Source organism: Geobacillus zalihae (genome assembly GCF_030414215.1).
GTDB lineage: Bacteria > Bacillota > Bacilli > Bacillales > Anoxybacillaceae > Geobacillus > Geobacillus zalihae.
The window spans coordinates 480,152-504,997 of record NZ_CP129217.1; the positions used below are offsets into that span (position 1 = coordinate 480,152).

The window sequence follows — 24,846 nt, forward strand, 5'->3', positions numbered from 1 at the left end:
AGCCCTTCAAAAAACCTACGTGGGCTTAGGTTCGTTGAAGGGAAACCGACCATCGCCTGCCGCGCGACAACGAACGGGAGATCTTCAAACAATCGAGCGATGATTGGTTGAAGGTAAACCGGCTATGGGCAATCGATAGGCAATGGAACGGCCTTTTTCGGCCGTTTTGCCTGATTGACATAGCCGGTTTTTTCTTTTTTCTCTCGAACGATGTGCAAGCAGATGAGGGGAGGAGATGGCAATGGGGAACGAATGGTTCGCATGGGGATGGCTGGCGGCGATTGCGGTCGTTTTCCTAAGCGCGATCGTGTGGCTGTTTCCGCGCGTGTCGGAACGATATGTGCATGTGCACGTTTGGCTGTTGCTGTTGCCGGGGGCGGCGGCGCTATTCGGATGGATCGGCGCCGGCGCGGTCGACATCGGCCCGTGGCGGTTTGATGCGACGAGCTGGCTGTCCGCCGTTTATATTTCGCTTCTCAGCTGGGCGATTCAACGGTTTGCGGTTCGCTATTTGCACGGCGACCGCCGCTATCGGCTGTATTTCTCGCTCTTGACATGGACGTCGTTTGCCGCTTCGCTCACGTGGGCGGCCGGCGACTTGCGGTTGATCGCAGTGTGCTGGGGGCTGCCGCTTGTGGGGCTTGTGGCGTTGACCGCGTTGAAAAAAGAATGGGAGCCGGCTCAGTTCGTTGCCCGGCAGATGGGCATGCTGTTTTTGGCAAGTTGGATTGCTGTGGCCCTCACCGCTGTTTGGCTTGGGGCGAGAGTCGGTGAATGGACGCTCGTCTCGGCGTTGTCGGCGGAACGTTTAGCTCGTCTCGCTCTATGGGAAAGGGCGGTGATGAGCGGATTGCTCATGTTGGCTGCCGTCATTCCAGCTGGGCAATGGCCGTTTCATCGCTGGCTGATGGAATCAGCCGTGACGCCGACGCCGGTGTCAGCGGTGATGCATGCCGGTCTTGTCAACGCTGGGGGGCTCTTGCTTTGGCGCTTTTCTCCGCTTTTTCACGAAACATGGGCGCATGTGGCGCTGTTTCTGATCGCTTTTGCCTCGATTTTGATTGGCACGGGCATCAGCTTAGTTCACGTCGACTATAAGCGCCAGCTTGTCGGTTCGACGATGGCGCAAATGGGTGTCATGCTTGTGCAATGCGCCCTGGGCGCTTACGGGGCCGCAGTAGTGCATTTAGTGCTGCACGGGTTGTTTAAAGCGACGCTCTTTTTGCAGTCCGGGTCCGTCGTGCCGCGAGTCGGTCGGGCAGGATTGCGAAAAACAGGCAGTTCGTGGCCGGGCGGCATCATCCTCGGCGTGCTGCTTGGGTGGGCGTTTTGGCAGGCGGCTCCGCACGAACCGGCCCGGCTGTTGAGCGCGCTTTTGCTTGCGGCCTCGGCAACGGTTGCCTGGGGACGGCTTACGGATTTTCGCGAAGGCCGTTGGCTGGGCTTTGCGGTTGTCGTTGCTTTGGCGTTGGTGTCCGAAACGGTGCGCCATCAATTTATGGCGCTGCTTCATAACGGGATGTCGTCCGCTTTTTTGCCGCCCGCTTCGTTCGAATGGCTGGTCTGCGCTCTGTTTGTTGCCGCGGCGCTGGTTGCTGTATGGATCGCGAACCGGCGCAGTTCCATGCTTGCCATTCGCCTGTACATGTGGTTTGTTCATCTTGGTGAACCGCGTCCGGCGGCGACCGAAGCACACCCGCGTTATTTGGCGTCCTATCTAAAGGAGGGGATGGCTCATGAGTAGAAGCGTCATATCACTTGAACGGTCAACGGAGGCAAAAAAAGCAGCCGCTTGTCCGCTCGAGGCGATCGTCAGCGAAGCGGCGAAGGTGATCGCTCCGCTTTGGCCGATTTCTGCGTTTATCGCCCGCCATCCGTGGATGGGGATGGAAGACAAGTCGTTTGTCGACGCGGCTGACCGGCTGCAAGAAGCTTACGGCATCGACTTGTATCCGCCAATGGCCGTTTTTCATGCGGCGCTATCCAAAGGGGAGATTGACGTTTCCTTCATCGAGCGGCGTCTGCAACGATGGTTGGATGACGAGCCGCTTCCTGCGCCGCGCCATGAAGCGGAACGGCTATGCCGCGCCCTCCTTTGGAACGATGCGGTGCCCGAAGAAGCGCTTCAGATGCCGAAACTGATCGAGTTGGCCGCCGCTATGCCGCTGCGTTCTGTTTCCATCCGCACGCGGTCTGTGCGCCTTGGTTTGGAAAAGCGGTTGAATCAACAAATGATCAAATGGTGCAAGCTGTTTTACGATCGGGGAGAGGCGGCGTGGGCGCTGCCGCACCGTGAACACGGCTTTTACGGGTCTTGGCGTCGCTTGGCGCCTCTTGATCCGTCCTTGTCCAAGGAGGAGCGGAAACGGCTTTTCGATTGGCCTCACCATCCAGAGGAGGCGCTGCAACGGGCGCTTGAGCAGCTCGGGGTGCAGGATGAGGAAGCAGTGGCCTATTTAGAAGCGCATTTATTAGCTCTGCCCGGCTGGGCGGGGATGATGGTCTGGCAATCGCGCCGTGCAGGTGACGAAATCGGCGGGCTGATCAACTACTTGGCCGTTCGTTTGTCGCTGGAGTGGGTGTTCACAGCGCCCCATCTGCCGCTGAAGGAGGAAGAAAACGAGGACGATCGTGCGGTTGGGCCGCTGTTGGCCGCCTGGATCCACTGGGGCGGCATGACGCTGGACGACTGGCGGCGCCTGTCGCTCGAAGACCGCCAAGCTCGTCTGGTGTTCGCCGATCGGTTCTGGCGGATTGGCCGCCGCCATCTTTGGCTTGAGGCGTGGGAAGATACGTATGAAGCGAAGTTGAAAGAAGCGGTTCTCACCCGTCAACCTGAGGAGCCAAAAGAGCAGGCGGCAGCGCAGCTATTGTTTTGCATTGATGTGCGCTCCGAGCCGTTCCGCCGTCATGTAGAGGCGGTCGGCCCGTTTGAAACGTACGGCTGCGCTGGCTTTTTCGGCTTGCCGATCCAAACGCGCGTGCTTGACGGAGATGACGCCCATCCATCTTGCCCGGCGATTGTGGCGCCGCGGCATGAAATCAACGAAACCGCTTCTCCCGAGATGGCGGCGCCGTACCGCCGGCGGCGCGATCTGTTCCGCTTTGTCGGGCGGACGTTTAAAAAAATCAAGCAGCATCTGCTGGCTGGTTTGCTGCTTCCGGAAATGAGCGGCCCGTGGCTCGGTTTGCATACGATCGCCCGCAGCGCGGCGCCGGCTTGGGCCGGGCAAGCCATTCATCAGGCGGAAATGTCGGCGCAACAAAAACCGAAGACGACGCTGTCGCTTGATTGCCAAGGGCATGACGAAACGACTGGGCTGCCGATCGGGTTGACAAAAGAAGAGCAAGTGCAATACGTAAAACAGCTTCTCGTGAACATCGGCCTGACGTCTTCATTTGCCCCGCTTGTCGTCGTCTGCGGCCATGAGAGCGAGACGACAAATAACCCGTATGCGTCCGCGCTCGATTGCGGGGCGTGCGGCGGCGCGGCTGGGGCGTTCAACGCCCGCGTATTCGCCGCGTTGGCCAACTTACCGCACGTGCGGGATGGATTGGCGAAAGAGGGAATCATCATCCCGGATGAGACCGTGTTCGTCGCCGCTGAACATATCACGACCGTTGACGAGTTGCGTTGGGTGGAAGTGCCGCCGTTATCCGAAGCGGCTGAGGCGGCGTTTCGACAGCTGAAACAAGCGCTTGCCGACGTCAGCCGCCAAGCCAATGCTGAGCGGATGGCGAAGCTGCCGCATGTCGGCGCCATGCCGCGCGATCCGGTGGCGGAGGCGCAACGGCGCGCCGTCGACTGGAGTGAAATTCGTCCGGAGTGGGGATTGGCGGGGAACGCCGCTTTCCTGATTGGGCGGCGGGCGTTGACAAAGGGCGTTCATTTAGACGGCCGGGTGTTTTTGCACAGCTACGATTGGCGCGAAGATCCGACCGGTGAGGCGCTGGCCGGCATCATCGCTGGGCCGGCGACCGTCGGACAATGGATTAACTTGCAATATTACGCTTCAACAGTCGCACCGCACTACTACGGGAGCGGCGATAAAACGACCCAGACGGTGACCGGCGGCATCGGCGTCATGCAAGGGAACGGAAGCGACTTGTTAGCCGGCTTGCCATGGCAGTCGGTCGCCGCGTCCGATCGCGAACTGTTTCATGCTCCGCTTCGGTTGCTTGTCATCATCGAAGCGCCGTCCTATTATATCGAGCAGCTGCTCGACAGAAATGAAGAGTTTCGTCGCAAAGTGCAAAACGGTTGGCTCCGTCTCGCCTCGATTGACCCAGACAGCGGGGCGTGGGTGAACTGGGAGGCAGGCCGTCTTGCGTCGGTGCAGCAGCGCTAAAAAGCAACGATATGCCGCTTGCCGGGTTTGTCTGGCCGGCGGCTTTTTTTCGTTGACCGCCAAACGAGGCAGGGAAAATGGATGCACGCCGCGAAACAAGATAATAGTTGGTATAACAGCAACAAGAAAGACGAGGAAAGAGGGAAAGCGGATGAAAACGCAGTTTATCGCCGGCCATGCGCGGCTGCCGGCCGGAATGGCGGCGAAAAGCCTTTACGATACGCTGACGATCACAGCGGAAATTGATAAAAAATACGGGGTGATCGTGGAGGCATCATGCACATTGGCTACTGAACATGGGCGCGATTACGTGGCCCGCCTGCTTCGCGGCCATTCGCTGCGCGATGGCATCGACGGTCTGCTCGCCGAGCTTGACGAAGGGTATTTAGGGAAAGCCCATTCTGCTCTGTGCGCGGCGCTAAAAGATTTGTACAAACAATATTGCAAAATGGAGGAGAAAGAGCCATAAGCCGCTGCCCCTCATCGGTTGATGGGGGGCAGCGGCGTTTTGGTGCGGGTCAGCGGTTTGGCCGCCCATGATTTCGTTGGTGATTCAGTTTTCAGCCGGCCGCCATGCCGGCAGCGTTTTGCGCAACGGTTTGTCTTGGCGGTAACCGAGCACATATTCGGCCTGCATGATCGTATGAATTTCCCGTGTTCCTTCGTAAATGACCGGCGCTTTCGAGTTGCGCAAGTAGCGCTCGACCGGGTATTCGTTCGAATAGCCGTAGGCGCCATGGATTTGCACGGCATCGTCGGCCGCCTGGTTCGCGTAGTCGCAGGCGATCCATTTGGCGAGCGATGTTTCTCTCGTGCAACGCCGGCCTTCGTTTTTGAGAAAGCCGACTTTGTAAACGAGCAGGCGGCTGATTTGCAAACCAGCTTCCATACGGGCGATCATTTGCTGGACGAGCTGATGGCGGCCGATTTCTTTGCCGAATGTTTTTCGTTCGTGGCAGTATTTAACGCTCGCCTCAAGACATGCCATAATGAGGCCGACCGCGCCGGCGGCGACGGTGAAGCGGCCGTTGTCAAGCGCTGACATGGCGATTTTGAATCCTTCGCCTTCTTCCCCGAGCAAGTTTTCTTTCGGGACGCGGACGTTGTCAAAAAACAGCTCGCCCGTATTGCCAGAGCGGATGCCAAGTTTCCCTTTAATCGGGCGCGACGAAAAGCCGGGCATCGTCCGTTCGACGATAAAGGCGGAAATGCCGCGGTGCTTTTTCGATTTGTCCGTATAGGCGAATACGAGAAAATGGTCAGCGATGTCAGCGAGGGAAATCCATGTTTTTTGTCCGTTTAAAATGTAGTCATCTCCGTCGCGGACGGCTGTCGTCTGGATGGAAGCGACGTCTGAGCCGGCATTCGGTTCGGTCAGGCCGAATGCGCCGATTTTTTCCCCGCGCGCTTGTGGGACGAGATATTTTTGCTTTTGTTCTTCAGTTCCCCACTGAAGGAGCGTCAAACTGTTCAGCCCGGTGTGAACCGATACGGCGGTGCGAAACGCCGTATCGCCGCGTTCGAGCTCTTCGCAGACGATGGCAAGCGAGTTGTAATCCATGCCCATGCCGCCATATGTTTCGGGAATGCAGACGCCCATTAAATTGAGCTCAGCGAGCCGCTTGAAAATGTTGCGGTCAAATTCGCCGCGCTCATCCCATTCTTTGATATAAGGCATAATTTCTTTATCGACGAATTTGCGCACCGTTTGCCGCAGCATTTCTTGTTCGGGTGTAAAGTCGAAGTTCATCATCGTTTCCATCCCCCTATGCAACTGTTTGTTTTTCATGGTTTTCGTGTCAACGTTCGTTTCCCTTGTTTCAGCGGGCGCTGAAGCGGTCGAGGAGAACAACGGTTTATTCATTGGTTTTTGTCGTACGGACCGTTTTCAGCGGCCGGTTTGCCTTGCCATCCAGCTTCGACCTCGCCGTTATGCTCGCCGGCCAGCGGGGGCGGTAGCCGATAAGACACCGCCGTGTCAGACAGTTTCAGTGGGCTGGCGACAAGCGTTAACGGACCGACGATTGGATGGTGCACCGTGACTGTCATCTCGCGCGCCGCCGTTTGCGGATGGCGGAACAGTTCATCGAGCGTCTGCACCGGTCCGCATGGAATGCCTTTTTCGGCGAGAAGGCGCTGCCACTCGGCCCGCGTCCGCCGCTTGATTTCCTCGTTCAGCCGCCGGTTCAGCTCTTCGCGATGGGCGACTCGGCCGGGATTGGTTTGAAAGCGCGGATCGGTTCCAAGCGAGTGATCGGACAACAACGAGCAAAGCGCTTGAAATTGTCGGTCATTGCCGACGGCGATGACGATCGGACCGTCGCTTGCCTCGTACGTTGAATACGGAACGATGTTCGGGTGTTCATTGCCAAGCGGCTGCGGAATGTCACCTGACATTAAGTAGTTCGCCGCCACATTCACCAATGCACTGACAGCGCAGTCAAAGAGCGATAAATCAATTTTTTGTCCGCGCCCCGTTTTTTCACGAGCCAAAAGCGCCGCTTCGACGGCGATGGCCGCATACAACCCTGTAAACACGTCGGTGACGGCCACTCCCACTTTGAGCGGGCCGGTGTCCGCAGTGCCGTTGATGCTCATCCAGCCGCTCATCGCCTGAATGATGTAGTCGTAGCCGGGAAGCGAAGCGAGCGGACCGGTTTCGCCAAACCCGGTGATGGAGCAGTAGATGAGACGTGGGTTGAGGCGTGACAACGATTCATAGCCAAGTTCCCACTGTTCCATCGTTCCGGTCTTAAAATTGTGAATGAGGACATCAGCTGTTTCGGCGAGGCGGCGAATCGTCTCTTGTCCTTCTGCCGATTTTAAATTGACGGTGATGCTTCGTTTGTTTCGATTGACGGCGGTATAGTAAGCACTCATGCCGTTTTGGAACGGCGGCCCCCAAAACCGGGTGTCATCCGACCCCCCGGGCGCTTCGACTTTGATGACATCAGCGCCTAAATCGCCTAAAATCATCGTCGCATACGGACCAGCCAACACGCGCGATAAGTCGAGTACGCGCACGCCATCGAGCGCTCCTGGCATCGATTTCCCTCCTTTCTGTTTACATGCAAAAAGCCGGTTCCTATACAGCGTGCAAGATAGGAACCGGCTTGAACGGACTGAGAAGGCATTCCGGCGCGGAGATGCCGTCAGGCCGCACAGTTCTTTTTGTGGTCGATGCATAAAAGCTGCCAACGCTGCCTGTCAGGCAACGGGGCTATCGGACAGATGGCAGGGGCCGTCCGGTCTGCACAAGCGGCCAAGCTGGCAGGAGACGGCTTATACGTTTATTATAGTGATTTGTTTGATAATTGTAAATAGTCGAACAAGAAATTCGCCAGCGAAAGCCGGCTGGCGAGGGGAGTAAGGCACATTGCCGCGTTGCTGGCATAGGCCCTTTTCAATGTAAAGGAATGACAAGAAATCGTCGCCCGGTCGGACAATTTGGCATGAAAAGGGCGCAACATTCACCTAAATTTCTATATAATTGTAGAGAAAGGGGAATCGATGACGCAAAAAAGGAAGTGATGGTGCATGTTTCAAGTGTTAGTCACGACAGACGCCAATTATCTTCCGCCGCTGAGAGTCTTGATGCATTCGCTGTTTTGCAACAACCGGCGCCCGTTTACGTTTTACTTGCTTTACTCGCGCATTGCCGAGGAAGAGATTCAGGCGCTTGGCGAGTTTGTTCGCCGGCAGGGGCATGAGCTGGTGCCGATTTACGTTGATCCGCAACTGTTTCATGATGCGCCTGTTTTCCGCCACTATACGGTGGAGATGTATTACCGTCTGGCGGCGCATTTGTTTTTGCCGCCAGATGTCGACCGTGTCTTGTACCTTGATCCGGATATTGTGGCGATCAACCCGATGGATGAGCTGTATGACATGGATTTTGAAGGGAACTTGTTCATTGCGGCTGAGCATACCCATTCGACGAAGGTGGCAAACTTGTTCAACAAGTTGCGGTTAAAAACGCCGAACGCGAAAGGGTATTTCAACACGGGTGTGATGATGATGAACATTGCGATGATGCGCGAACACGTTCGGCTTGCGGACATTTACCAGTTCATTCGCGACAACCGGTTCAAGCTTGTTCTTCCTGACCAAGACGTCTTAAACGGGTTGTACTGGGACAAAATTAAACCGGTCGACTGCTACCGCTACAACTACGACGCACGCTATTATGACTTTTTGCAGCTTTTGCCCAACCCGAAACACGATTTAGCTTGGATTGAGGAAAACACCGTTTTTATCCATTATTGCGGCAAGGAAAAACCGTGGAAAGACCATTACAAAGGGGAGCTGGGGCGGTTTTACAAACGGTACAGCCAAGTGTTGGAGCTCGAGGGCGAGGCGACGGTGTAGCGCGGCTTGAGAGACGCGTTGAACAAAGAAAGTCTCTCACTCCAAGCAAAGCGAAGCGGAAGCGGTTCACAGGAAAAAGGCGCCCCATCAAAGCGGGCGCCATGTTCGATTACTGTTTGCGCTCTTGCCGGCGGATGCCGGCTGCCGCAGCGCGTGCCTGTGCTTCAAGATCTTCATGGTCGGCAAATTCTGCCGAGTATTCCACATCGATGCCGTCAGATTTCAGCTGTTTCGGCACTTGCGGCAAAGTCGCCTTGTTTTTGTCGCGTGTTCGTTGTCCGCGAGAACGGCCCATCATCCATGCCCCCTATAGAGAAGTGTGAATCGTACGATTCAATCATTAGGATGGCATGGACGGCGCCAGCGTATAAATAGCAATCGTTTCTAGTGGCGCGCCTTTTTGGCCGTATAGCCGCCCGCTTGGTCCGCCATTTTAAAATCGCGGGCATAGCTTACTTCTTGGGCGCTTGTCAGCGTATGCTTCGCTTTTTCGCGTTTTCGTTTTTCCGCCATCGCTTGTTCCCTCGCTTTGCATCAATATTCCTTTAGTTCCATTTTGCGCAAAACCAGCCGTTTTTATGCTTGACACTCCACACGGCTAAAGCCGTGGGATTCTTGGGTCGTTCGCGTCCTCCTCCATTTCTGGTTCGGACAACGCCCAAGTTTAGGGGTGTGTCATCACCCCGTCCCATCGGGTTAGGATGTACCCCGATGGGCGGCGCACCTGTGACCAGTCGCTAGGTTAGGAGGCGAAGCCCGAAATCGCTTTGGCGATGTTGATGGCGCCATTCAAGTCGGCGTGGAGAGTGTATCCACACCTTTGGCATCGGAAGCAGATGCCGTTTCGGTTCGCTTTCTCTCGATGTCCACATTTACACGTTTGGCTCGTATAAGTTGGATTCACCCACTCCACCCGAATGCCTGCCATTTCGGCTTTATAGGCAATCATCGTTTGTAGTTGGTGAAATGCCCAAGAATGAAGGCTTCGTCCTGCTTCTTTAGCCGATGTTGCCCGTTTCCGAATGCCTGTCAACTCTTCCATCCGAATCACGCCAACACCGTTGGCGAGCGCAACATTCACGATTTGACGGCTGATTTTGTGATTTTGATCCTTCATCCAGCGTGACTCTTTGCGGCCGATTTTGCGAATCATCTGGAGCTTCTTGGCTTTGCCCAACGTTCGCCGCAAAGCCGCATAGCGTCGGCGCACAAAGGCGCATTGGTTCCCTTTGAAAAACCACGATTTCGTTCCCACGCTGGCCACGGCGATATAGCGAAGCCCAAGGTCAACGCCCATCACCTTTGTTTCGTGCCGCGGCTTCACGTCAAAGGTGATCGCGATCGCCAAGCACCATTTCTTTCTCTTTTTGTAGAGCTTGGCGGCCCCTTGTTTGGCGGTTCCATCGAGCAGCCGATTCAGCCACGCTTCTTGGTAGGGGCGCGCAACCACTGGCACGCCAATTCGCTTCTCCAGTGTGGGGAAGGAAACCGTGTAGAACGCTCCTTTCTTTTCCACCTTTACGTTTTGATTGTTAAAGCAACACCAGAATGTTCGGAACTTCTTTGCCTTTTGTTTTTTCTTTTGGGCCTTCACTTCTCGAATCGTCTGATTCACGACGGCGGAAGGAAACCGCTGCGACGAAAACTCTTTAAATGTTTGCTCGTCGCTTGATTCAGCTCGGGATGATTCAACAGCCAATTCGCAAACGCGGTATTCACTTCTGTCATCCGTTCATACATGTCTTGTTTGGCTTTCGTCGGCTTGTGCAGTTCCAGCCTGAGGGTGATCGTGGGCATGGATTCACCTCCTTGCAGCAATGACAGGATGCCATTTCCATATGAAGAAAACGGCTCACTTTCATCCCACGCCTAAAGAGCGTGGGCTTTCTCGTTCGCGAATCTGTAAAAAAGAGGATGTCCGTTTGGACAGCCTCTTTTTGCATCAGATGCGCTCTCCCGCGGCTTATGCCTCTTTGCGCTGTTCTTCATTGTGGGCAAAGGAAGGATGGCGCATTGTATAGAGCGTGTAGTTGTCTTTTGTAATTTCGTACAAATTGTATACATCCGCGCCGATTTGCTCGAGCAACGCCCGCCGCGTTTCATTGGCCGGCGTGACGTACGGCAGTTTTTCCGCCGCTTTGATCGAGCGGACGTTGACTTTGCGAATGCGCAAAAACACGGTTTCGATCGACAGCTCATAAAACAGCTCATGGAAAAACGCTTCTTTGGCGCGCCGATTGTAACCGAGCCCGTGATACGGCTTGCCGAGCCACGTGCCTAAAAAGCCGGCGCCATCTTGGATATCAAAGAGGCTGATTGTGCCGATCGGGTTTCCCCATTCGTCTAAAATCGTGCGCGAAATCAATTCGCCACGTTCTTCCGCCTCCATGAGCTGTTTTGTCATGAATAAAAACTCTTCGTACGAGCTGGCTTTTTGGCGCACGAAAGGGAAGACGTCCGGATGCACCATCAGCTCGTACAGCGCATGGCAATCTTGCAGCTCGTGTTTTTTCAACATGGCCAATCCCTCCTTTGGATGCCGAGGGCAGCCTCCCAGCGGGAACCCACCCTCGAAATTTTTTTATTAAAACTTCATTAAAAAAATTTCGGGGTGGGAATCGAACCCACTAGGACCAGCGCGAGCGCTGGTGACGCACCATTTGCCTTCCCCTTGTTCCTGTCCGTATGCGATTATGACGACAACTAGCCTAAGGTCTCCTTTATCATACACGATCGGAGGCGAAAAGGGAATTGTTTTTTTGTTAATTTTTTTTGGATATTTTTTGTCGGTCATGGGGCAAAAGCAAATCGGTGAGACAGCCTTCCAACGTTGGAAACGAAAAGCGGAAGCCGGCTTGCAATAGCTTCTCTGGAATGACGCGCTGCCCTTCGGTCACAAGCATGCTCATTTCGCCAAGGAGAAGACGAAGCGCCCAAGCGGGAATCGGAAGCCAATGCGGACGGCCAAGAAGGCGGGAGAGCATGCGGCCGAACTCATCCATTTGCACTGGATAGGGTGCGGTGAAATTGATCGGGCCGGACAATTCCTCGTGTTCGATGATATACGAGGCCGCGCGCACGACGTCTTCAAGATGAATCCACGATAGCCATTGCCGTCCGCTGCCGATTGGACCGCCGACAAACAGCCGGTACGGCTTGATCATCATCGGCAAGGCGCCGCCATGTCGGGCAAACACGACGCCAAAGCGAGCGTAGACGGTGCGGATGCCAAGCTGCTCAATCGGACGGGCCGATGCTTCCCATGCTTGGACGGTCTGGGCTAGAAAGTCGCCGCCGTAATCGGTCGTTTGCTCGGTAAATGTTGCGGAGTCCGAAGTGCCGTAAATGCCGATGGCGCTGGCGTTGATAAACAACGACGGGGGGCGGGACAGTGAATCGATGTAGCGGCCCATCGCTTCGGTGGATCGAAGGCGGCTGTCAAGGATGATCTCTTTTTGCTTCGCCGTCCAACGTTTTCGATTGAGCGGCTCCCCGGCTAAATTAATGGCGACATCGACAACTTCAGGCTTTCGGTGGTTGTCGAAGGAAAGGTAATGAATGCTGCCTTCGGAAGGTTTGGGAGAGCGGGTGAAAATGTAGATCTCATGTCCTTGCTTGGAAAAATGGCGGGCGAGCGCCTGGCCGATCAGCCCAGTGCCGCCGTTGATGGCGATGCGCATCTTGATTCCCCTTCCATTGGTTTATATTATGACTTCGCTTTTGGTGTCAGAAGTTCCTGCTTATGATACGATAAAAGATAAGGGGGACAAACAATGGGAACGATTGCCGACATTGTCGCAACCGAACAAAATGCTGAACGATTTTGGATTGTCGTGCACCGTGACGGCGCACCGTCGTTGAGATTGACAGTTGATCAAGATGTATTGCTTCAATTCCGCTTGAAAAAAGGGATGGAGATCAGCGACGACCTGCTTCAACATATTGTGTATGCCGATGAGGTGAAAAAGGCGTATCAACAGGCGCTTTACTTTTTGGCACACCGGATGCGTTCGGAGCATGAGGTCGCCGCACACTTGCGAAAAAAAGGCGCTCCGGATTCGGTGATTGATGAAGTGCTCAAAAAACTTCGCGCCGAGCGGTATGTCGATGACGAGGCGTTTGCGGCGGCTTATGTGCGCACGCAAAAAAAGACGGCGGCGAAAGGGCCGCTTCTCATCCGCGCTGAACTGGAACGGCTCGGTGTTTTGGGCTGCTTGATCGAGCAGAGTTTGGCGGAGTATACGTTGGATGAACAGGTGGCCATCGCCCGCTCGCTTTACGAAAAAGCGAAAAAACAGCGCCGGGCTGAATCGGCTCGCGCGTTTTTGGAACGGGTGCGGCAGCAGCTGATGCGCAAAGGGTTTCCGCATGAGGTGATTGCCGCCGTTTTGGCGGATGGCGGCGCTCATACTGAACAAGAAGAACGGGAGGCGCTCCGTGTTCAGGCGGAGAAAGCGCACCGCCGTTATGCGCACCACCCGCGGCCGCTTTATGAGCAAAAGATGCGCCAAGCCCTGTACCGAAAAGGATTCGCACTTGACTTGATCAATGAATGGCTGCGCATGCACGGTAATGACGAGTGATCTCGAATGAAAGGATTTAAAAAAATTAGGGGATATTATCAGTTTTGTCGTTGAATGTTGATCACAAAATCGTTCCAGTTCCATAAATCAAGAGATGTTCTGAGCCTTGTGCCGAGTTCCATGTGGATGAAAACGATCCATCCGGAATGCTCAAAAAGGAGGCTTGTCTATGATCAAAGGAGAACAAAAACGGTACAGCGAAATGACGAAAGAAGAACTGCAACAAGAAATCGCCATGTTGACGGAAAAGGCACGCAAGGCGGAGCAGATGGGGATGGTGAACGAATACGCCGTCTACGAGCGGAAAATCGCCATGGCGAAGGCGTATATGCTTAATCCAGCTGATTTTCATCCTGGGGAGATTTATGAAATTGAAGGGGCGCCCGGAGAGTATTTTAAAGTGCGCTATTTAAAAGGAGTGTTTGCCTGGGGATGGCGATTGAAAGGAAACGGAGAGGAGGAGGCGTTGCCGATTTCACTGCTTCGTAAACCGAATTTGCCTCAATCATGACGGGCGGGACAAGTTCACAATCGGACGGAAAGAGAGCCTAAAAACCTAGGGAGGGTGTCTCCCTAGGTTGTTCCGCTACGACTGCTTGCGCGTCTGCCGCTCTAAAATGATGAGGTCAAGCGTTTGCTGCGTTTCGCCGTTCACTTGCGAGTGGGCGTGTTTTGGATTGGCCCACGGCTGCTGAAACGGGTTCGAATAAAAGTTGTCATAAAATTTTTTGTGCCGATGGTGACCCATGATTGTTCACCTCGCTGCGGAATGTGCCGGGGGAGTGCGGCGAACGATGCCGTGCTCCCCCTTCATGTTAAAAGAAATCGCTTCGTTCGCCGGAGGCGCGCATCCGTTCTTGCGGGTGGGTGTTGGTCGTGCCGTCGGCCCGCTTCGAGGCGTACTCGGCCTTGGCGCGCGGTTCGCCTTCGAGCTTGTTGTTGTTTTGGTTCGGGAAGTTGTGCGCTTTGTTCCGCACGGCACATTCCCTCCTTAACGGCGTGCTCGTGTTGGATGGCCAACACGTATTTTTATTATGGGACACCCTGTAGCGCTTATGTGTGGCAATGATTGGGGCGGAGCCCATCAGCCGTTTGGAGCAAGTTCGAGCTTTTTGCGCAGTTTGCCTTCGCTGAAAATCCAGCCGGTGTATGAGCTGACAATATTGAGATCGCGGTCGAGCTGGACGACAGCGACAAACGGGTAATACCCTTTGCTTCGATAGCGTAAATCAGTAAAGCGCACTTCATAGTAATCATCGTATTCGTTCATTTCCCAACGGTAAACCGGGGAAAAAGATAAGAAAGCGGCGATATTTTCGTCGCGTTTGGCGGCGTTCATCACCGGATGGTCGGGAAGCGCACGCTTTTGGAAGCGGTCAAGGATGATGAGCTCGCCGCGTTTGACGCGGGCGACGTAAAATTCGTCGCAGGTTGAAATGGCTAAATGCCATTCGCGCGGCCGCCATGTCGGTACGGTGATGATCTCGGTCACCCCGGCGATCGAGGCGTGCACGAGCCGTTTGATGTTGGCCTGCTGGCGGAAGCGAAGCCCATAATACGCAGCGATAAGCACGTAGACGACAAGAAACGTATAACCGGGATGGGCGCCGAGAAACAAGCCACCGACGCCAACCAAATGAAGCCCAAAAATGACCGGATCAAACGTATGAATCACGCCAAGGGCGATCCATTTTTTTGTAAACGGGCGCAACGCCTGGGTTCCGTAAGAGTTAAAAATGTCAACAAATACGTGCAAGGCGACGGCAACAAACGTCCAAAGCCAAACGCGAAGCCAATCCGTTTTCGGATAGATGGCGGCCATCACGCTGACGATGAGCAGCGGCCAAAGAACGACGGCGGGAATCGAATGGGTGATGCCGCGATGGTTGCGAATATATTGGGCGTTGTTGCGCAATTTGAAAATCGTGTCGATATCCGGCGCTTGCGAGCCAGCGAGCGCGCCGATCAACACAGCGTGGGATAAGAGCGGATCGTGGGCGATCGCAGGGTCAAGTGAAGCAAGACTGCCGAGCGCCACCCCCATCAAAACATGTGTGCCTGTATCCAACGTGAAGGCGCCTCCTTCTTGCAGCATCGTTGCATGTTCGGATGGAAACTGTCTGTTGTCTCTCGGCCGGAGCACATCTTTCTTTTTCATGCAACTATTAGTATGCCCCACCTTGTGTTCAGCCAATAACCGTTTGAGGCATTGGCCGAAAGGAGGCGAGAGACAAACAAGGTTATGGCTAGTGTATCATAGGGCGACAATCGTTGGCGAGAGGCGGAACGACCAATTTCACAAAGATTCAAAAAAGGAAACGATTGATAGACAGTGGAGTGAGAAAAAGAAACAGGAAGCAAGCCGTTCGTCAGACGAAAAGGGAAGCGCTTCAACCAAAAACGAAAAGCGCCCCGCATGAGGCGGGACGTTTTGTTGATCATCTCGAACCGAGAAGCTCCCCACTTCAACGTCTATATAGGTGTAAGTGGGGAGCATTCCATTTTGATGGAAGATCGGTTCACCATCCGTTCTTTTGGCGGCTCATTGGTCAACTGTCCTTTTCTCTGCCAGCCGATCGATTAGCCGTCATTTCTGAACCGTTTGCCGATCGCTTTGAGAGCGGACAGGAAAAAGCGGATCGCGCGGTTGATGTCCGGGTCATTGAGCGCTTTAAGCAAATCAAACAACCCGATTTTTTTTGTTTCGGCGGAGTTTTGTTCGTACGCCTCCAGCGCGCCGGCGGCGATGTGCTCAAGCAGTTTCGCCGTTTTCTCCGGATCAAGTGAAGCAGCAAGGGCAGCTATGGCGAACGCATGGTTGATCATCGTTGTCACCGGTTTTTGGTTGAGCTGGCCGACGACGATTTTCGCCACGTCTTCCCGTGCTTTTAACAAGGCGTTGGCCGCTTCGAGCAGGCCGCTTTCATGGAGCTGCTCGATGAACTCCAAGAGCTCGCGGACCGCCTCTTCACTGTCGCCGACAGCGGCTTTTAGCTTGGCCAGCGCTTCAGTTCGTTTTTCTTCCTCCGTCATTTGGCGCTTTTGAATGGTGGTAATCGGCTTAGCCACCGATCGTCACCCCCTTGTTTTCCTCGGTGAGCGGCACGTAGTCGCTTCGCCGCCACTTCCGCTCCACCTCGACGCCGTTTTGCGGATGCCGCTTTTTAAAGCGCGGATTTGTGCGCGGCAGCGGCGTCTTGCCGGACCGTTCAATGACTTCCATGCGCACGCGGGCTTGTTTGTAAGCCGGCGTGTTCGTGCGATGGTCGGTTTGCGGGCCGGTCAGCATGTTAATGGCGCTCTCATTGGCTGTGGAGTGCATCGGCAAGAACAGTTCATTGCCTCTGACTCGATCGGTGACGAGCACGCGCACTTTGACGCGGCCGTACGGCGAGATGAGCCGAACGAGCGCCCCATCTTCAATGCCGCGTTCTTTGGCGAGTTCAGGGGATACTTCGACAAACACTTCTGGGAATTTATGCTCGATGCCTTTGGATTTGTACGTCAAGTTTCCTTCATGGAAATGTTCGAGCAATCGGCCGTTGTTCACAAGCAAATCGTACTCTTTTGGATATTGCACCGGTTCGACCCAATCGGCTAACGCAAAGCGGGCTTTGCCGTCCGGGAAGTTGAACCGCTCTTTGTACAACAGCGGCGTATCAGCGCCGTCGTGGCTGCCCCAGCAAAGGCTGTTCCAGCCCTCGAGCCGGTCGTAATGCGCTTGTGAGTACAGTGGAGCGAGGCTGGCGATTTCATCCATGATTTCTTTCGGACCGGCGTAATTCCAATCGGCGCCAAGCCGCTTCGCGATTTCTTGAATGATCCACCAGTCTGGCTTGGAGTCGCCAAGAGGCTCCAGCGCTTGGTAAAACCGTTGGATGCGGCGCTCGGTATTCGTGAAAGTTCCTTCCTTTTCCAAACTTGGCGCTGCTGGCAAGATGACATCCGCAAATTGCGCTGTTTTTGACAAGAAAATGTCTTGAACGACAACAAAGTCAAGCTTCGCCAACGTCTCTTGCACATGGTTGGCGTTGCAGTCGACAAGCGCCATATCTTCGCCGATGATATACATCGCTTTCAGCTCGCCGCGCTCGGCCGCTTCGAGCATTTGGATGTTGTCAAGGCCTGGTTTCGCATCGATGCGGACGCCGTACGCTTTTTCAAACTTCGCTCGCGCCTCATCATCGGTGACATGTTGGTAGCCAGGCAGCCAGGCAGGAAGCGAACCCATGTCGCAGGCGCCTTGGACGTTGTTATGGCCGCGCAATGGGAACGCGCCCGCCCCCGGACGGCCGTAGTTGCCGGTTGCCAAAAGCAAGTTGGAAATCGCCGCCGATGTATCGCTGCCGCCCGTGTTTTGCGTGACCCCCATGCCCCAGAGGACGCACGTGCCGTCCGCCTCATGGATCATTTCGGCGATGCGGATGAGGTCGGCTTTGGCGACGCCGGTGACTTGTTCGGCATAATCAAGCGTATATTTTTCCAGCAATTGTTTAAACTCTTCAAAGAAATGGACGCGCTCGCGAATGAATGCCTCATCGTGCCAGCCTTGGTCGATGATGTATTTTGTCACGGCCATCAGCCATACTTGGTCGGTGCCTTGTTTCGGGCGGATGAACAGGTCAGCCCGCTCGGCCATTTCATTTCGGCGCAAGTCCGCAACAATGAGTTTTTGGCCAAACAGTTTATGCGCCCGTTTGACGCGGGTGGCGATGACCGGATGCCCTTCCGCTGGGTTGGCGCCGATGATGATGACAAGGCCGGCTGAAGCGATGTCATGAATCGTGCCGGAATCGCCGCCCATGCCGACCGTGCGGAACAGGCCGTCCGTCGCCGGCGACTGGCAGTAGCGCGAACAGTTGTCGACGTTGTTCGTTTCAAATACTTGGCGTGCCAGTTTTTGCATTAAATAGTTTTCTTCGTTGGAAATTTTTGACGATGAAATAAACCCGATGGCGTTGCCGCCGTATTGCCGCTTGATCGCGCCCAATTTTTCGGCAACGAGGTCGAGTGCTTCGTCCCATGTCGACTCGATGAATACGTCGCCTTTGCGAATGAGCGGTTTCGTCAGGCGCTCTTCGCTGTTGACGAAATCCCAGCCGAATTTCCCTTTGACGCATGTCGAAATGGCGTTGACCGGCGCTTCAGAAACCGGCTGGATTTTTAAAATTTTCCGCCCTTTCGTCCACACTTCAAACGAACAGCCGACACCGCAGAACGTGCAAACCGTTTTCGTCTTTTTGATCCGTTGTTCGCGCATGGCGGCTTCAATTTCGGAAACGGCGAAAATGGCGGTGTAATTCGGCTCCACTTCTTTGACGAAATCGATCATCGGATTGAGCACGTCTTTGTCCAGCCCCGTCATAAATCCGGCTTCGCCGAGCATCGATTTTTCCATTAACGCGTTGCACGGACAGACGGTGACGCAATGCCCGCAGCTGACGCACGACGATTCGTTGATCGGCACCCCACCGTCCCAAACGACGCGCGGCCGTTCCGCTTCCCAATCGATCGAAAGCGTTTCGTTCACTTGCAAGTTTTGGCAGGCCTCGACGCATTGCCCGCAGGCGATGCATTGATTCGGGTCGTAGCGGTAGAACGGATGCGACATGTCCACCTCGGACGGGTCGACTTTCGGCCGGTACGGATATGTTTGATGTTCAATTTGCATCATTTCCGCCGTGTTGTGCAGCTTGCAGTTGCCGTTGTTGTTGTCGCACACCGTACAGTACAAGAGATGATTTTCCAACAGGCGGTCCATCGCTTCTTTTTGCGCTGCCTTTGCCCGCGGCGAGCCGAGTTCGACGACCATGCCGTCCTCAACCGGTGTCGCACAGGCACGAAGCAGCGTTCCATTGACTTCAGCGATGCACGTGTCGCATGTCTGAATGGCGCCAAGCTCCGGCGTATAACAAACTTGCGGATGCGGAAGACCGTGTTCATTGACGACTTCTAAAATGGTCATCCCTGGCTTGGCGTGGTAGGCACGCCCGTTGATGGTTACCGTCACCATTTGCGCTCCCATCATCGCTCCCCCTTTGTTAAAATAAAAAACTCCACCAGCGACGAGACGAATGCTTCATCGTGGGTGGAGTAGTTCTTTAGCATAACGATACTAAACAACCAATCCAAACTTTTTATATTTAGTAGAAAAATAACAAGGCCGCTTCTTGCCTTATTATTTTTCCACTATGTATACATTTGCTATAGTTTATTATAGTACGGCGAAAGGAAGAACACAACGGATGGGCCGGAAGTTTTTCTGCTGACCGCAAGGAGGGATGAGAATGTCCAAAAAAGAAGCCGCTTTCAACGATATTGTGCGCAAAGTGCGCAAACAGCTGTTTGGGAAAGGGCCAGAGCGGATCAAAACGTATTTTGTTGACAATTTGGCGATCACCATTTTGCACGGCAATTTGACGCCGACGGAAAAATTTATCGCCCGCACGCCGGAAGGGCGGGACATGGTGCATGCAGCGAGAACGAAAATGATCCAAGATGTGTACGCCCAGCATGTGCCGGACGGCATGGAAGAGCTTGTCGGTTCGAAGCTTCTTTATTTGTTCAGCGACATTAAAGTGGAAGAAGATATGGCCGTATCGGTGTTCGTGTTTGAAAAACCGATTGAATTGTGACGATTTTGTGAACAGAAACAATTGTTTTTCGTTACTGTTCGTGGTATGCTTATGAATAGTTAGCACGATGAAAATAGTAGAAGCCTTGCCGGCTAAACGGTTTTGCCGCTTGGCAGGCAGGTTTCGGAAACGGATGTGCGTTGGTTTCGCTGCAGAAGTGCTGGGCGCAAACTACCGCCGCTTTTCGCTGACAGGGGCGAGTTTGTCCTCTTGTCCGGAAGGCGGCGGTTTTATTTTGCATGGAAAGGGGGAATGGCAAGGTGAGCGGGTTTGCGGCGAAACGGCGACCGATTGCGAAATACCGGAACGGGCGCTTTGTTGAGGAAGAGGACGAGATCGCGCTCGAGTTTCCGTTGACCATAACGGTCAATGGCGAGGAGTTTGCGACGATCGTTTGCACGCCGGCGCATCTAGATGAATTGGTAATCGGATTTTTGGCCTCGGAAGGAGTCATTCGGACGTACAGCGACATCAAAGGAATGAGCATTGATGGGGAGCGGGGCTTTGCTTATGTTGAGCTCGCCGCGGGCGGACTGCCGGCCAAACAGTTTTATGCCAAGCGGTTCATCGGCTCGTGCTGCGGAAAAAGTCGGCAGTTTTATTTTTACAATGATGTGAAGACGGCGAAAACGATCGTCGGCGGCATCGCCGTGAAGGCGGATGACTGCATTCGCCTCATGAAAGCGCTGCACGAGCAGTCGACGGACTTTGCGGCGACGGGCGGTCTTCACAACGCCGCGCTCGCCACACCGGACGGGATCGTCGCCATCCGCTCTGACATCGGGCGTCACAACGCGCTCGATAAGCTGTATGGCTATTGCCTGCGTCATCAAGTTGCGGTGAAAGACAAGCTTATTGTATTCAGCGGCCGCGTTTCGTCGGAAGTGCTGTTAAAGGCGGCGAAAATGGGAGTGAGCGTCCTGCTCTCAAAATCGGCCCCGACGACGCTAGCCTTAGATTTGGCGGATGAACTCGGCATAACCGTCGTTGGCTTTTTGCGCGGACAGGTGTTTAACGTGTATACGCATGAGAGTCGGATCATAATCGGGTAAAAGGGGAGGAGAGGCTGTGAAAAACCGTTGGCTCATTGCGTTATCGGCTGTCGGCATTCATATTTCGATTGGGTCTGTTTATGCGTGGAGCAATTTTACCAATCCATTAAAACAATTGTTTGGATGGTCCGATCAGGAAGTAGCGCTCACGTTCAGCATTGCGATCTTGTTTTTAGGATTGTCGGCTGCGTTCCTTGGCCATTTTGTGGAAAAGCACGGACCGCGGAAATCCGGGCTATTGGCCGCCATCTTCTTTGGCCTCGGGGTGACGGGGTCCGGTTTGGCCGTGGCGCTTGGTTCGAAATACTTGCTGTATTTGTTTTACGGGGTGTTGGGAGGAATTGGGCTCGGCGTCGGGTATATTGCGCCAGTGTCAACGCTTGTCAAATGGTTTCCAGACCGGCGCGGGTTGGCTACAGGGCTGGCGATTATGGGGTTTGGGTTTGCCGCAGCGATCGCGAGTCCGGTGATGAACAGTTTGATTGCCTCCGTCGGCGTCCAAAATACGTTTTTCATTTTAGGCATTACGTATTTTGTCATTATGACGTTATCTTCTCTTTATTTAGAAAAGCCGCCAGAAGGATGGCTGCCGGAAGGATTTCAGGAAAAAGTGAAGGCTGGAAAAGCCAAACCTTCGCTTGATTTGGCGCAATTGACGGCCAATGAGGCGGTCAAAACAAGACGGTTTTGGTATTTATGGTTCATGTTGTTTATTAACGTGACGTGCGGCATTGCCGTTTTAGCGGTGGCCAAACCGCTGGCGGTGGAAAGCATCGGCATCAGCCAAACGGCCGCGGCGGCATTAGTTGGCGCCATTGGGGTGTTTAACGGGTTAGGGCGCATCGGTTGGGCATCGGCTTCTGATTATATTGGGCGGCCGAATACGTATACGACGTTTTTCGTTTTGCAAATCTTGATTTTCTTCCTGTTGCCGAACGTGTCCATCAAATGGCTGTTTGTGGTTATGCTGACGATTGTGTATACGTGCTACGGCGGCGGATTCGCCTGTATCCCGGCGTATATCGGCGATTTGTTCGGCACGAAGCAGCTTGGCGCCATCCATGGTTATATTTTGACCGCTTGGGCTGCAGCGGGCCTTGTCGGACCGATGTTTGCCGCGTATATTAAAGACACGACCGGTTCTTATGAAGGAAGTTTGGCCTTTTTTGGCGGATTGTTTGTCATCGCTTTCATCATCTCGTTGCTCGTGCGCATTGATATTCGCCGATTGCGTGCTCGACATGAATCGATCGCCTATGTTTCTGCGGCTAAGGAAAGTTGAGAACGATTTCCTTCCGTTTCCCCTCGGCGTGCGGCAAGCCACGCCGGGGGTTTTTTGATATAATAAAATGGATATGGATAATAGGCATCATGGGGGAAACGTTGAATGACAAGAGAAACAGAGCGATTTCCAGCGCGCGAGTTTCAGCGCGATTTGCTTGACTGGTTCGCCCGCGAGCGCCGCGACTTGCCGTGGCGGAAAGACCGCGACCCATACAAAGTATGGGTGTCGGAAGTGATGCTGCAGCAAACGCGCGTCGAGACGGTCATTCCGTATTTTGAACAGTTTATCGATCGGTTTCCGACGCTGGAGGCGCTTGCTGACGCTGATGAGGACGAGGTGCTGAAGGCGTGGGAAGGGCTCGGCTATTACTCGCGCGTGCGCCATTTGCACGCGGCGGTGAAAGAAGTGAAAACGCGCTATGGAGGCAAAGTGCCGGACGATCCAGATGAATTTTCTAGGCTGAAAGGAGTCGGACCGTATACGGTCGGGGCGGTGTTGAGCCTCGCTTATGGCGTCCCGGAGCCGGCTGTTGACGGCAACGTAATGCGTGTCTTGTCGCGTCTGTTTCTCGTGACAGACGATATTGCCAAACCGTCGACGAGAAAACGATTTGAACAAATCGTCCGCGAAATTATGGCGTACGAAAACCCGGGAGCGTTTAACGAGGCGCTGATTGAGCTTGGCGCTCTTGTTTGCACACCGCGCCGCCCGTCGTGCCTTCTTTGTCCCGTGCAAGCCTACTGCCAAGCGTTCGCCGAAGGGGTGGCGGAAGAGCTGCCGGTGAAAATGAAAAAAACAGCGGTCAAACAAGTGCCGCTTGCGGTAGCGGTGCTGGCCGATGATGAAGGCCGCGTTCTCATTCGCAAGCGCGACAGCACCGGTTTGCTTGCGAACTTATGGGAGTTCCCCAGCTGCGAAACGGACGGTGCAGATGGAAAAGAGAAGCTCGAGCAAATGGTTGGGGAGCAATACGGTTTGCAAGTGGAGCTTACAGAACCGATCGTTTCGTTTGAGCATGCGTTTTCCCATTTAGTCTGGCAGTTGACCGTGTTTCCCGGCCGTTTGGTTCATGGCGGACCGGTCGAGGAGCCTTACCGGCTTGCGCCGGAAGACGAGTTGAAGGCGTACGCCTTTCCGGTGTCCCATCAACGTGTTTGGCGCGAATATAAAGAATGGGCGGGCGGAGTACGCCGCCCCGATTAATCAGGCACCGGCATCGTGCCGTGTGTATACGTTGCTTCACGGCGCCCAAGGCCGCCGCGCGCTTCGATTTCCTCGATGATTTCGCGGTGAATCGTCTGCCCTTCAACGTTTAAATATGGAGCGATTTGTTGGAACGAATGATGAAAATAAGCGAGTTCGTCATCGGTCCATTCCGTTTTCGGAATCATCGACAGCTCCGTCATATCGCGGCCGACGTACATAGGCAGCCCCTCCCTCATCTATGGAATTCGGCTATATTATATGTATAAGGAGTGAAAAACATGAGCGGAAAAGTAGCAGTGGTCACCGGCAGCAGCCGCGGCATTGGCAAAGCGATCGCTTTGCGGCTGGCCAAGGAAGGATATGATATTGTCGTCAATTACGCCCGCAACAAAACAGCCGCCGAAGAAACGGCGCACGAAATTGAAGGGCTCGGGAGAAAAGCGCTCGTCGTCAAGGCGAACGTCGGCGACGTTGAGAAAATTCACGCCATGTTTGCCCAAATCGATGAGGTGTTCGGGCGGGTCGACGTGCTCGTGAACAACGCCGCATCCGGCGTCTTGCGCCCGGCGATGGAATTGGAAGAAACGCATTGGAACTGGACGATGAATATCAACAGCAAAGCGCTTTTGTTTTGCGCCCAGGAAGCGGCCAAAAGAATGGAGCGGGTCGGCGGCGGGAAAATTGTGAGCATCAGCTCGCTCGGGTCGATCCGCTATTTGGAAAACTATACGGCGGTCGGCGTCTCGAAGGCCGCGCTTGAAGCGCTGACCCGCTACTTGGCTGTCGAGCTGGCGCCGAAAAACATCGCCGTCAACGCCGTCTCCGGCGGGGCGGTCGATACCGATGCGCTGAAGCACTTCCCGAACCGTGAAGAGCTGCTCGCCGACGCGGCTGCGAACACGCCGGCTGGCCGCCCGGTCAAACCCGATGATATCGTCAACGCGGTTTTGTTTTTGCTCTCGGATGCAGCCGAGATGATTCGCGGGCAGACGATCATTGTCGATGGTGGAAGATCTTTACTTTTGTGATGTCAGCGGATAGAACGATCACCCCCGGGGTATAGTAAAGCACGTGGAGGTGAGAACAATGGCCAAACAACCGAACAAAACAGCAGCTGGCACAAACATTCAAGAAGTAAGACAACAAAATGCCCAATCGGCTCAAGCCGCTCAAGCTGGCCAATTTGCGACGGAATTTGCGGCTGAGACGAATGTGCAACACGTAAAACAACAAAATGCGCAAGCGGAAGCCCGCAAAGCGCAAAATGTCAATCAATAACCAACGATCATCCACGGCTGACGCCTGGCGGTTGTGACGACGGCGTATGTTGCTGCAAGAGCGCAGGCGATAGGCCGAAGATGGAAGGCA

At 54.4% G+C, this 24,846-nt stretch carries 24 protein-coding genes and 1 pseudogene; 12 read left to right on the forward strand and 13 right to left on the reverse strand.

Annotated features, from left to right (window positions below):
* The first annotated feature begins 241 nt into the window (after positions 1 to 241).
* The 3 genes from QWV57_RS02415 to QWV57_RS02425 all read left to right on the forward strand — a co-directional run bounded on the left by QWV57_RS02415 (position 242) and on the right by QWV57_RS02425 (position 4,818).
* Entirely contained in the window at positions 242 to 1,744 is a 1,503-nt protein-coding gene (locus QWV57_RS02415) for an NADH dehydrogenase subunit 5 (protein WP_301100334.1), read from the forward strand.
* Entirely contained in the window at positions 1,737 to 4,349 is a 2,613-nt protein-coding gene (locus tag QWV57_RS02420; protein ID WP_301100336.1) for a DUF2309 domain-containing protein, read from the forward strand. Before QWV57_RS02415 ends, QWV57_RS02420 begins: the two co-directional genes overlap by 8 nt.
* A 151-nt stretch (positions 4,350 to 4,500) precedes the next feature.
* Positions 4,501 to 4,818 carry a DUF3870 domain-containing protein gene (locus QWV57_RS02425; protein ID WP_011229948.1) on the forward strand — a complete coding sequence of 106 codons (318 nt, stop codon included), beginning with the start codon at positions 4,501 to 4,503 and terminating at the stop codon, positions 4,816 to 4,818.
* 84 nt (positions 4,819 to 4,902) lie between these two features.
* Here the strand turns inward: QWV57_RS02425 and QWV57_RS02430 are convergent, their stop codons facing one another.
* Complete coding sequence (locus QWV57_RS02430; RefSeq protein WP_013146327.1) at positions 4,903 to 6,102, reverse strand: acyl-CoA dehydrogenase family protein; 1,200 nt, start codon at positions 6,100 to 6,102, stop codon at positions 4,903 to 4,905.
* Positions 6,103 to 6,209: 107 nt separating this feature from the next.
* Positions 6,210 to 7,394 (reverse strand): CaiB/BaiF CoA transferase family protein, encoded by a 1,185-nt coding sequence (locus tag QWV57_RS02435; protein ID WP_301100341.1) that lies wholly within the window; start codon positions 7,392 to 7,394, stop codon positions 6,210 to 6,212.
* Between the two features lie 492 nt (positions 7,395 to 7,886).
* On the opposite strand from QWV57_RS02435, the gene QWV57_RS02440 reads away from it, so the two are divergent.
* Positions 7,887 to 8,717, forward strand: coding sequence for a glycosyltransferase family 8 protein (locus tag QWV57_RS02440; RefSeq protein ID WP_301100343.1), 831 nt, complete (start codon positions 7,887 to 7,889; stop codon positions 8,715 to 8,717).
* Between the two features lie 109 nt (positions 8,718 to 8,826).
* Here the strand turns inward: QWV57_RS02440 and QWV57_RS02445 are convergent, their stop codons facing one another.
* From QWV57_RS02445 to QWV57_RS02465, 5 genes and pseudogenes are all read right to left on the reverse strand, one after another.
* Positions 8,827 to 9,012, reverse strand: a complete 186-nt coding sequence (locus QWV57_RS02445; RefSeq protein WP_011229952.1) for a YfhD family protein — start codon at positions 9,010 to 9,012, stop codon at positions 8,827 to 8,829.
* Between the two features lie 89 nt (positions 9,013 to 9,101).
* Entirely contained in the window at positions 9,102 to 9,230 is a 129-nt protein-coding gene (locus tag QWV57_RS02450; protein WP_013146323.1) for a YfhE family protein, read from the reverse strand.
* 229 nt (positions 9,231 to 9,459) lie between these two features.
* Positions 9,460 to 10,514: pseudogene (locus tag QWV57_RS02455) on the reverse strand (RNA-guided endonuclease TnpB family protein).
* A 166-nt stretch (positions 10,515 to 10,680) separates the two neighbouring features.
* Complete coding sequence (locus QWV57_RS02460) at positions 10,681 to 11,235, reverse strand: GNAT family N-acetyltransferase (RefSeq protein ID WP_301100347.1); 555 nt, start codon at positions 11,233 to 11,235, stop codon at positions 10,681 to 10,683.
* A gap of 244 nt (positions 11,236 to 11,479) precedes the next feature.
* Entirely contained in the window at positions 11,480 to 12,397 is a 918-nt protein-coding gene (locus QWV57_RS02465) for a TIGR01777 family oxidoreductase (protein ID WP_015373965.1), read from the reverse strand.
* A 93-nt stretch (positions 12,398 to 12,490) separates the two neighbouring features.
* On the opposite strand from QWV57_RS02465, the gene recX reads away from it, so the two are divergent.
* Together recX and QWV57_RS02475 are read left to right on the forward strand one after the other, a co-directional pair.
* Positions 12,491 to 13,300: a recombination regulator RecX gene (recX, locus tag QWV57_RS02470; protein WP_301100349.1), complete on the forward strand. Its 810-nt coding sequence runs from the start codon at positions 12,491 to 12,493 to the stop codon at positions 13,298 to 13,300.
* 169 nt (positions 13,301 to 13,469) lie between these two features.
* Complete coding sequence (locus QWV57_RS02475) at positions 13,470 to 13,811, forward strand: YfhH family protein (RefSeq protein ID WP_011229957.1); 342 nt, start codon at positions 13,470 to 13,472, stop codon at positions 13,809 to 13,811.
* Between the two features lie 75 nt (positions 13,812 to 13,886).
* Here the strand turns inward: QWV57_RS02475 and QWV57_RS02480 are convergent, their stop codons facing one another.
* From QWV57_RS02480 to fdhF, 5 genes are all read right to left on the reverse strand, one after another.
* The gene (locus QWV57_RS02480; protein WP_011229958.1) at positions 13,887 to 14,048 is read right to left on the reverse strand and encodes a YpzG family protein; all 162 of its coding nucleotides are present in this window, start codon (positions 14,046 to 14,048) and stop codon (positions 13,887 to 13,889) included.
* 67 nt (positions 14,049 to 14,115) lie between these two features.
* A complete protein-coding gene (locus tag QWV57_RS02485) occupies positions 14,116 to 14,277 on the reverse strand; it encodes a small, acid-soluble spore protein K (RefSeq protein WP_011229959.1) in 162 nt (53 codons plus the stop codon).
* Positions 14,278 to 14,384: 107 nt separating this feature from the next.
* Positions 14,385 to 15,368, reverse strand: coding sequence for a metal-dependent hydrolase (locus QWV57_RS02490; protein WP_015373967.1), 984 nt, complete (start codon positions 15,366 to 15,368; stop codon positions 14,385 to 14,387).
* A gap of 512 nt (positions 15,369 to 15,880) precedes the next feature.
* The gene (locus QWV57_RS02495; protein WP_015373968.1) at positions 15,881 to 16,369 is read right to left on the reverse strand and encodes a helical membrane plugin domain-containing protein; all 489 of its coding nucleotides are present in this window, start codon (positions 16,367 to 16,369) and stop codon (positions 15,881 to 15,883) included.
* Positions 16,362 to 19,325 carry a formate dehydrogenase subunit alpha gene (gene fdhF / locus QWV57_RS02500; protein WP_301100355.1) on the reverse strand — a complete coding sequence of 988 codons (2,964 nt, stop codon included), beginning with the start codon at positions 19,323 to 19,325 and terminating at the stop codon, positions 16,362 to 16,364. The genes QWV57_RS02495 and fdhF overlap by 8 nt, the downstream gene beginning before the upstream one ends.
* A gap of 262 nt (positions 19,326 to 19,587) precedes the next feature.
* On the opposite strand from fdhF, the gene QWV57_RS02505 reads away from it, so the two are divergent.
* From QWV57_RS02505 to mutY, 4 genes are all read left to right on the forward strand, one after another.
* The gene (locus QWV57_RS02505) at positions 19,588 to 19,935 is read left to right on the forward strand and encodes a Na-translocating system protein MpsC family protein (RefSeq protein WP_013146316.1); all 348 of its coding nucleotides are present in this window, start codon (positions 19,588 to 19,590) and stop codon (positions 19,933 to 19,935) included.
* 260 nt (positions 19,936 to 20,195) lie between these two features.
* Positions 20,196 to 20,987, forward strand: coding sequence for a formate dehydrogenase accessory sulfurtransferase FdhD (fdhD, locus tag QWV57_RS02510; protein ID WP_013522986.1), 792 nt, complete (start codon positions 20,196 to 20,198; stop codon positions 20,985 to 20,987).
* 16 nt (positions 20,988 to 21,003) lie between these two features.
* A complete protein-coding gene (locus QWV57_RS02515) occupies positions 21,004 to 22,269 on the forward strand; it encodes an L-lactate MFS transporter (protein ID WP_015373970.1) in 1,266 nt (421 codons plus the stop codon).
* A 105-nt stretch (positions 22,270 to 22,374) separates the two neighbouring features.
* Positions 22,375 to 23,475, forward strand: coding sequence for an A/G-specific adenine glycosylase (mutY, locus tag QWV57_RS02520; protein WP_015373971.1), 1,101 nt, complete (start codon positions 22,375 to 22,377; stop codon positions 23,473 to 23,475).
* Here the strand turns inward: mutY and yfhS are convergent.
* On the reverse strand, positions 23,472 to 23,696 hold the full coding sequence (yfhS, locus tag QWV57_RS02525; RefSeq protein WP_011229968.1) for a mother cell protein YfhS: 225 nt from the start codon (positions 23,694 to 23,696) through the stop codon (positions 23,472 to 23,474). The two genes, mutY and yfhS, sit on opposite strands and share 4 nt — an antisense overlap.
* Positions 23,697 to 23,756: 60 nt before the next feature.
* On the opposite strand from yfhS, the gene fabL reads away from it, so the two are divergent.
* Both fabL and QWV57_RS02535 read left to right on the forward strand, forming a co-directional pair.
* Positions 23,757 to 24,506 (forward strand): enoyl-[acyl-carrier-protein] reductase FabL, encoded by a 750-nt coding sequence (gene fabL, locus QWV57_RS02530; protein WP_015373972.1) that lies wholly within the window; start codon positions 23,757 to 23,759, stop codon positions 24,504 to 24,506.
* 58 nt (positions 24,507 to 24,564) lie between these two features.
* Positions 24,565 to 24,756, forward strand: coding sequence for a gamma-type small acid-soluble spore protein (locus QWV57_RS02535; RefSeq protein WP_011229970.1), 192 nt, complete (start codon positions 24,565 to 24,567; stop codon positions 24,754 to 24,756).
* The last annotated feature ends 90 nt before the right edge of the window (positions 24,757 to 24,846 follow it).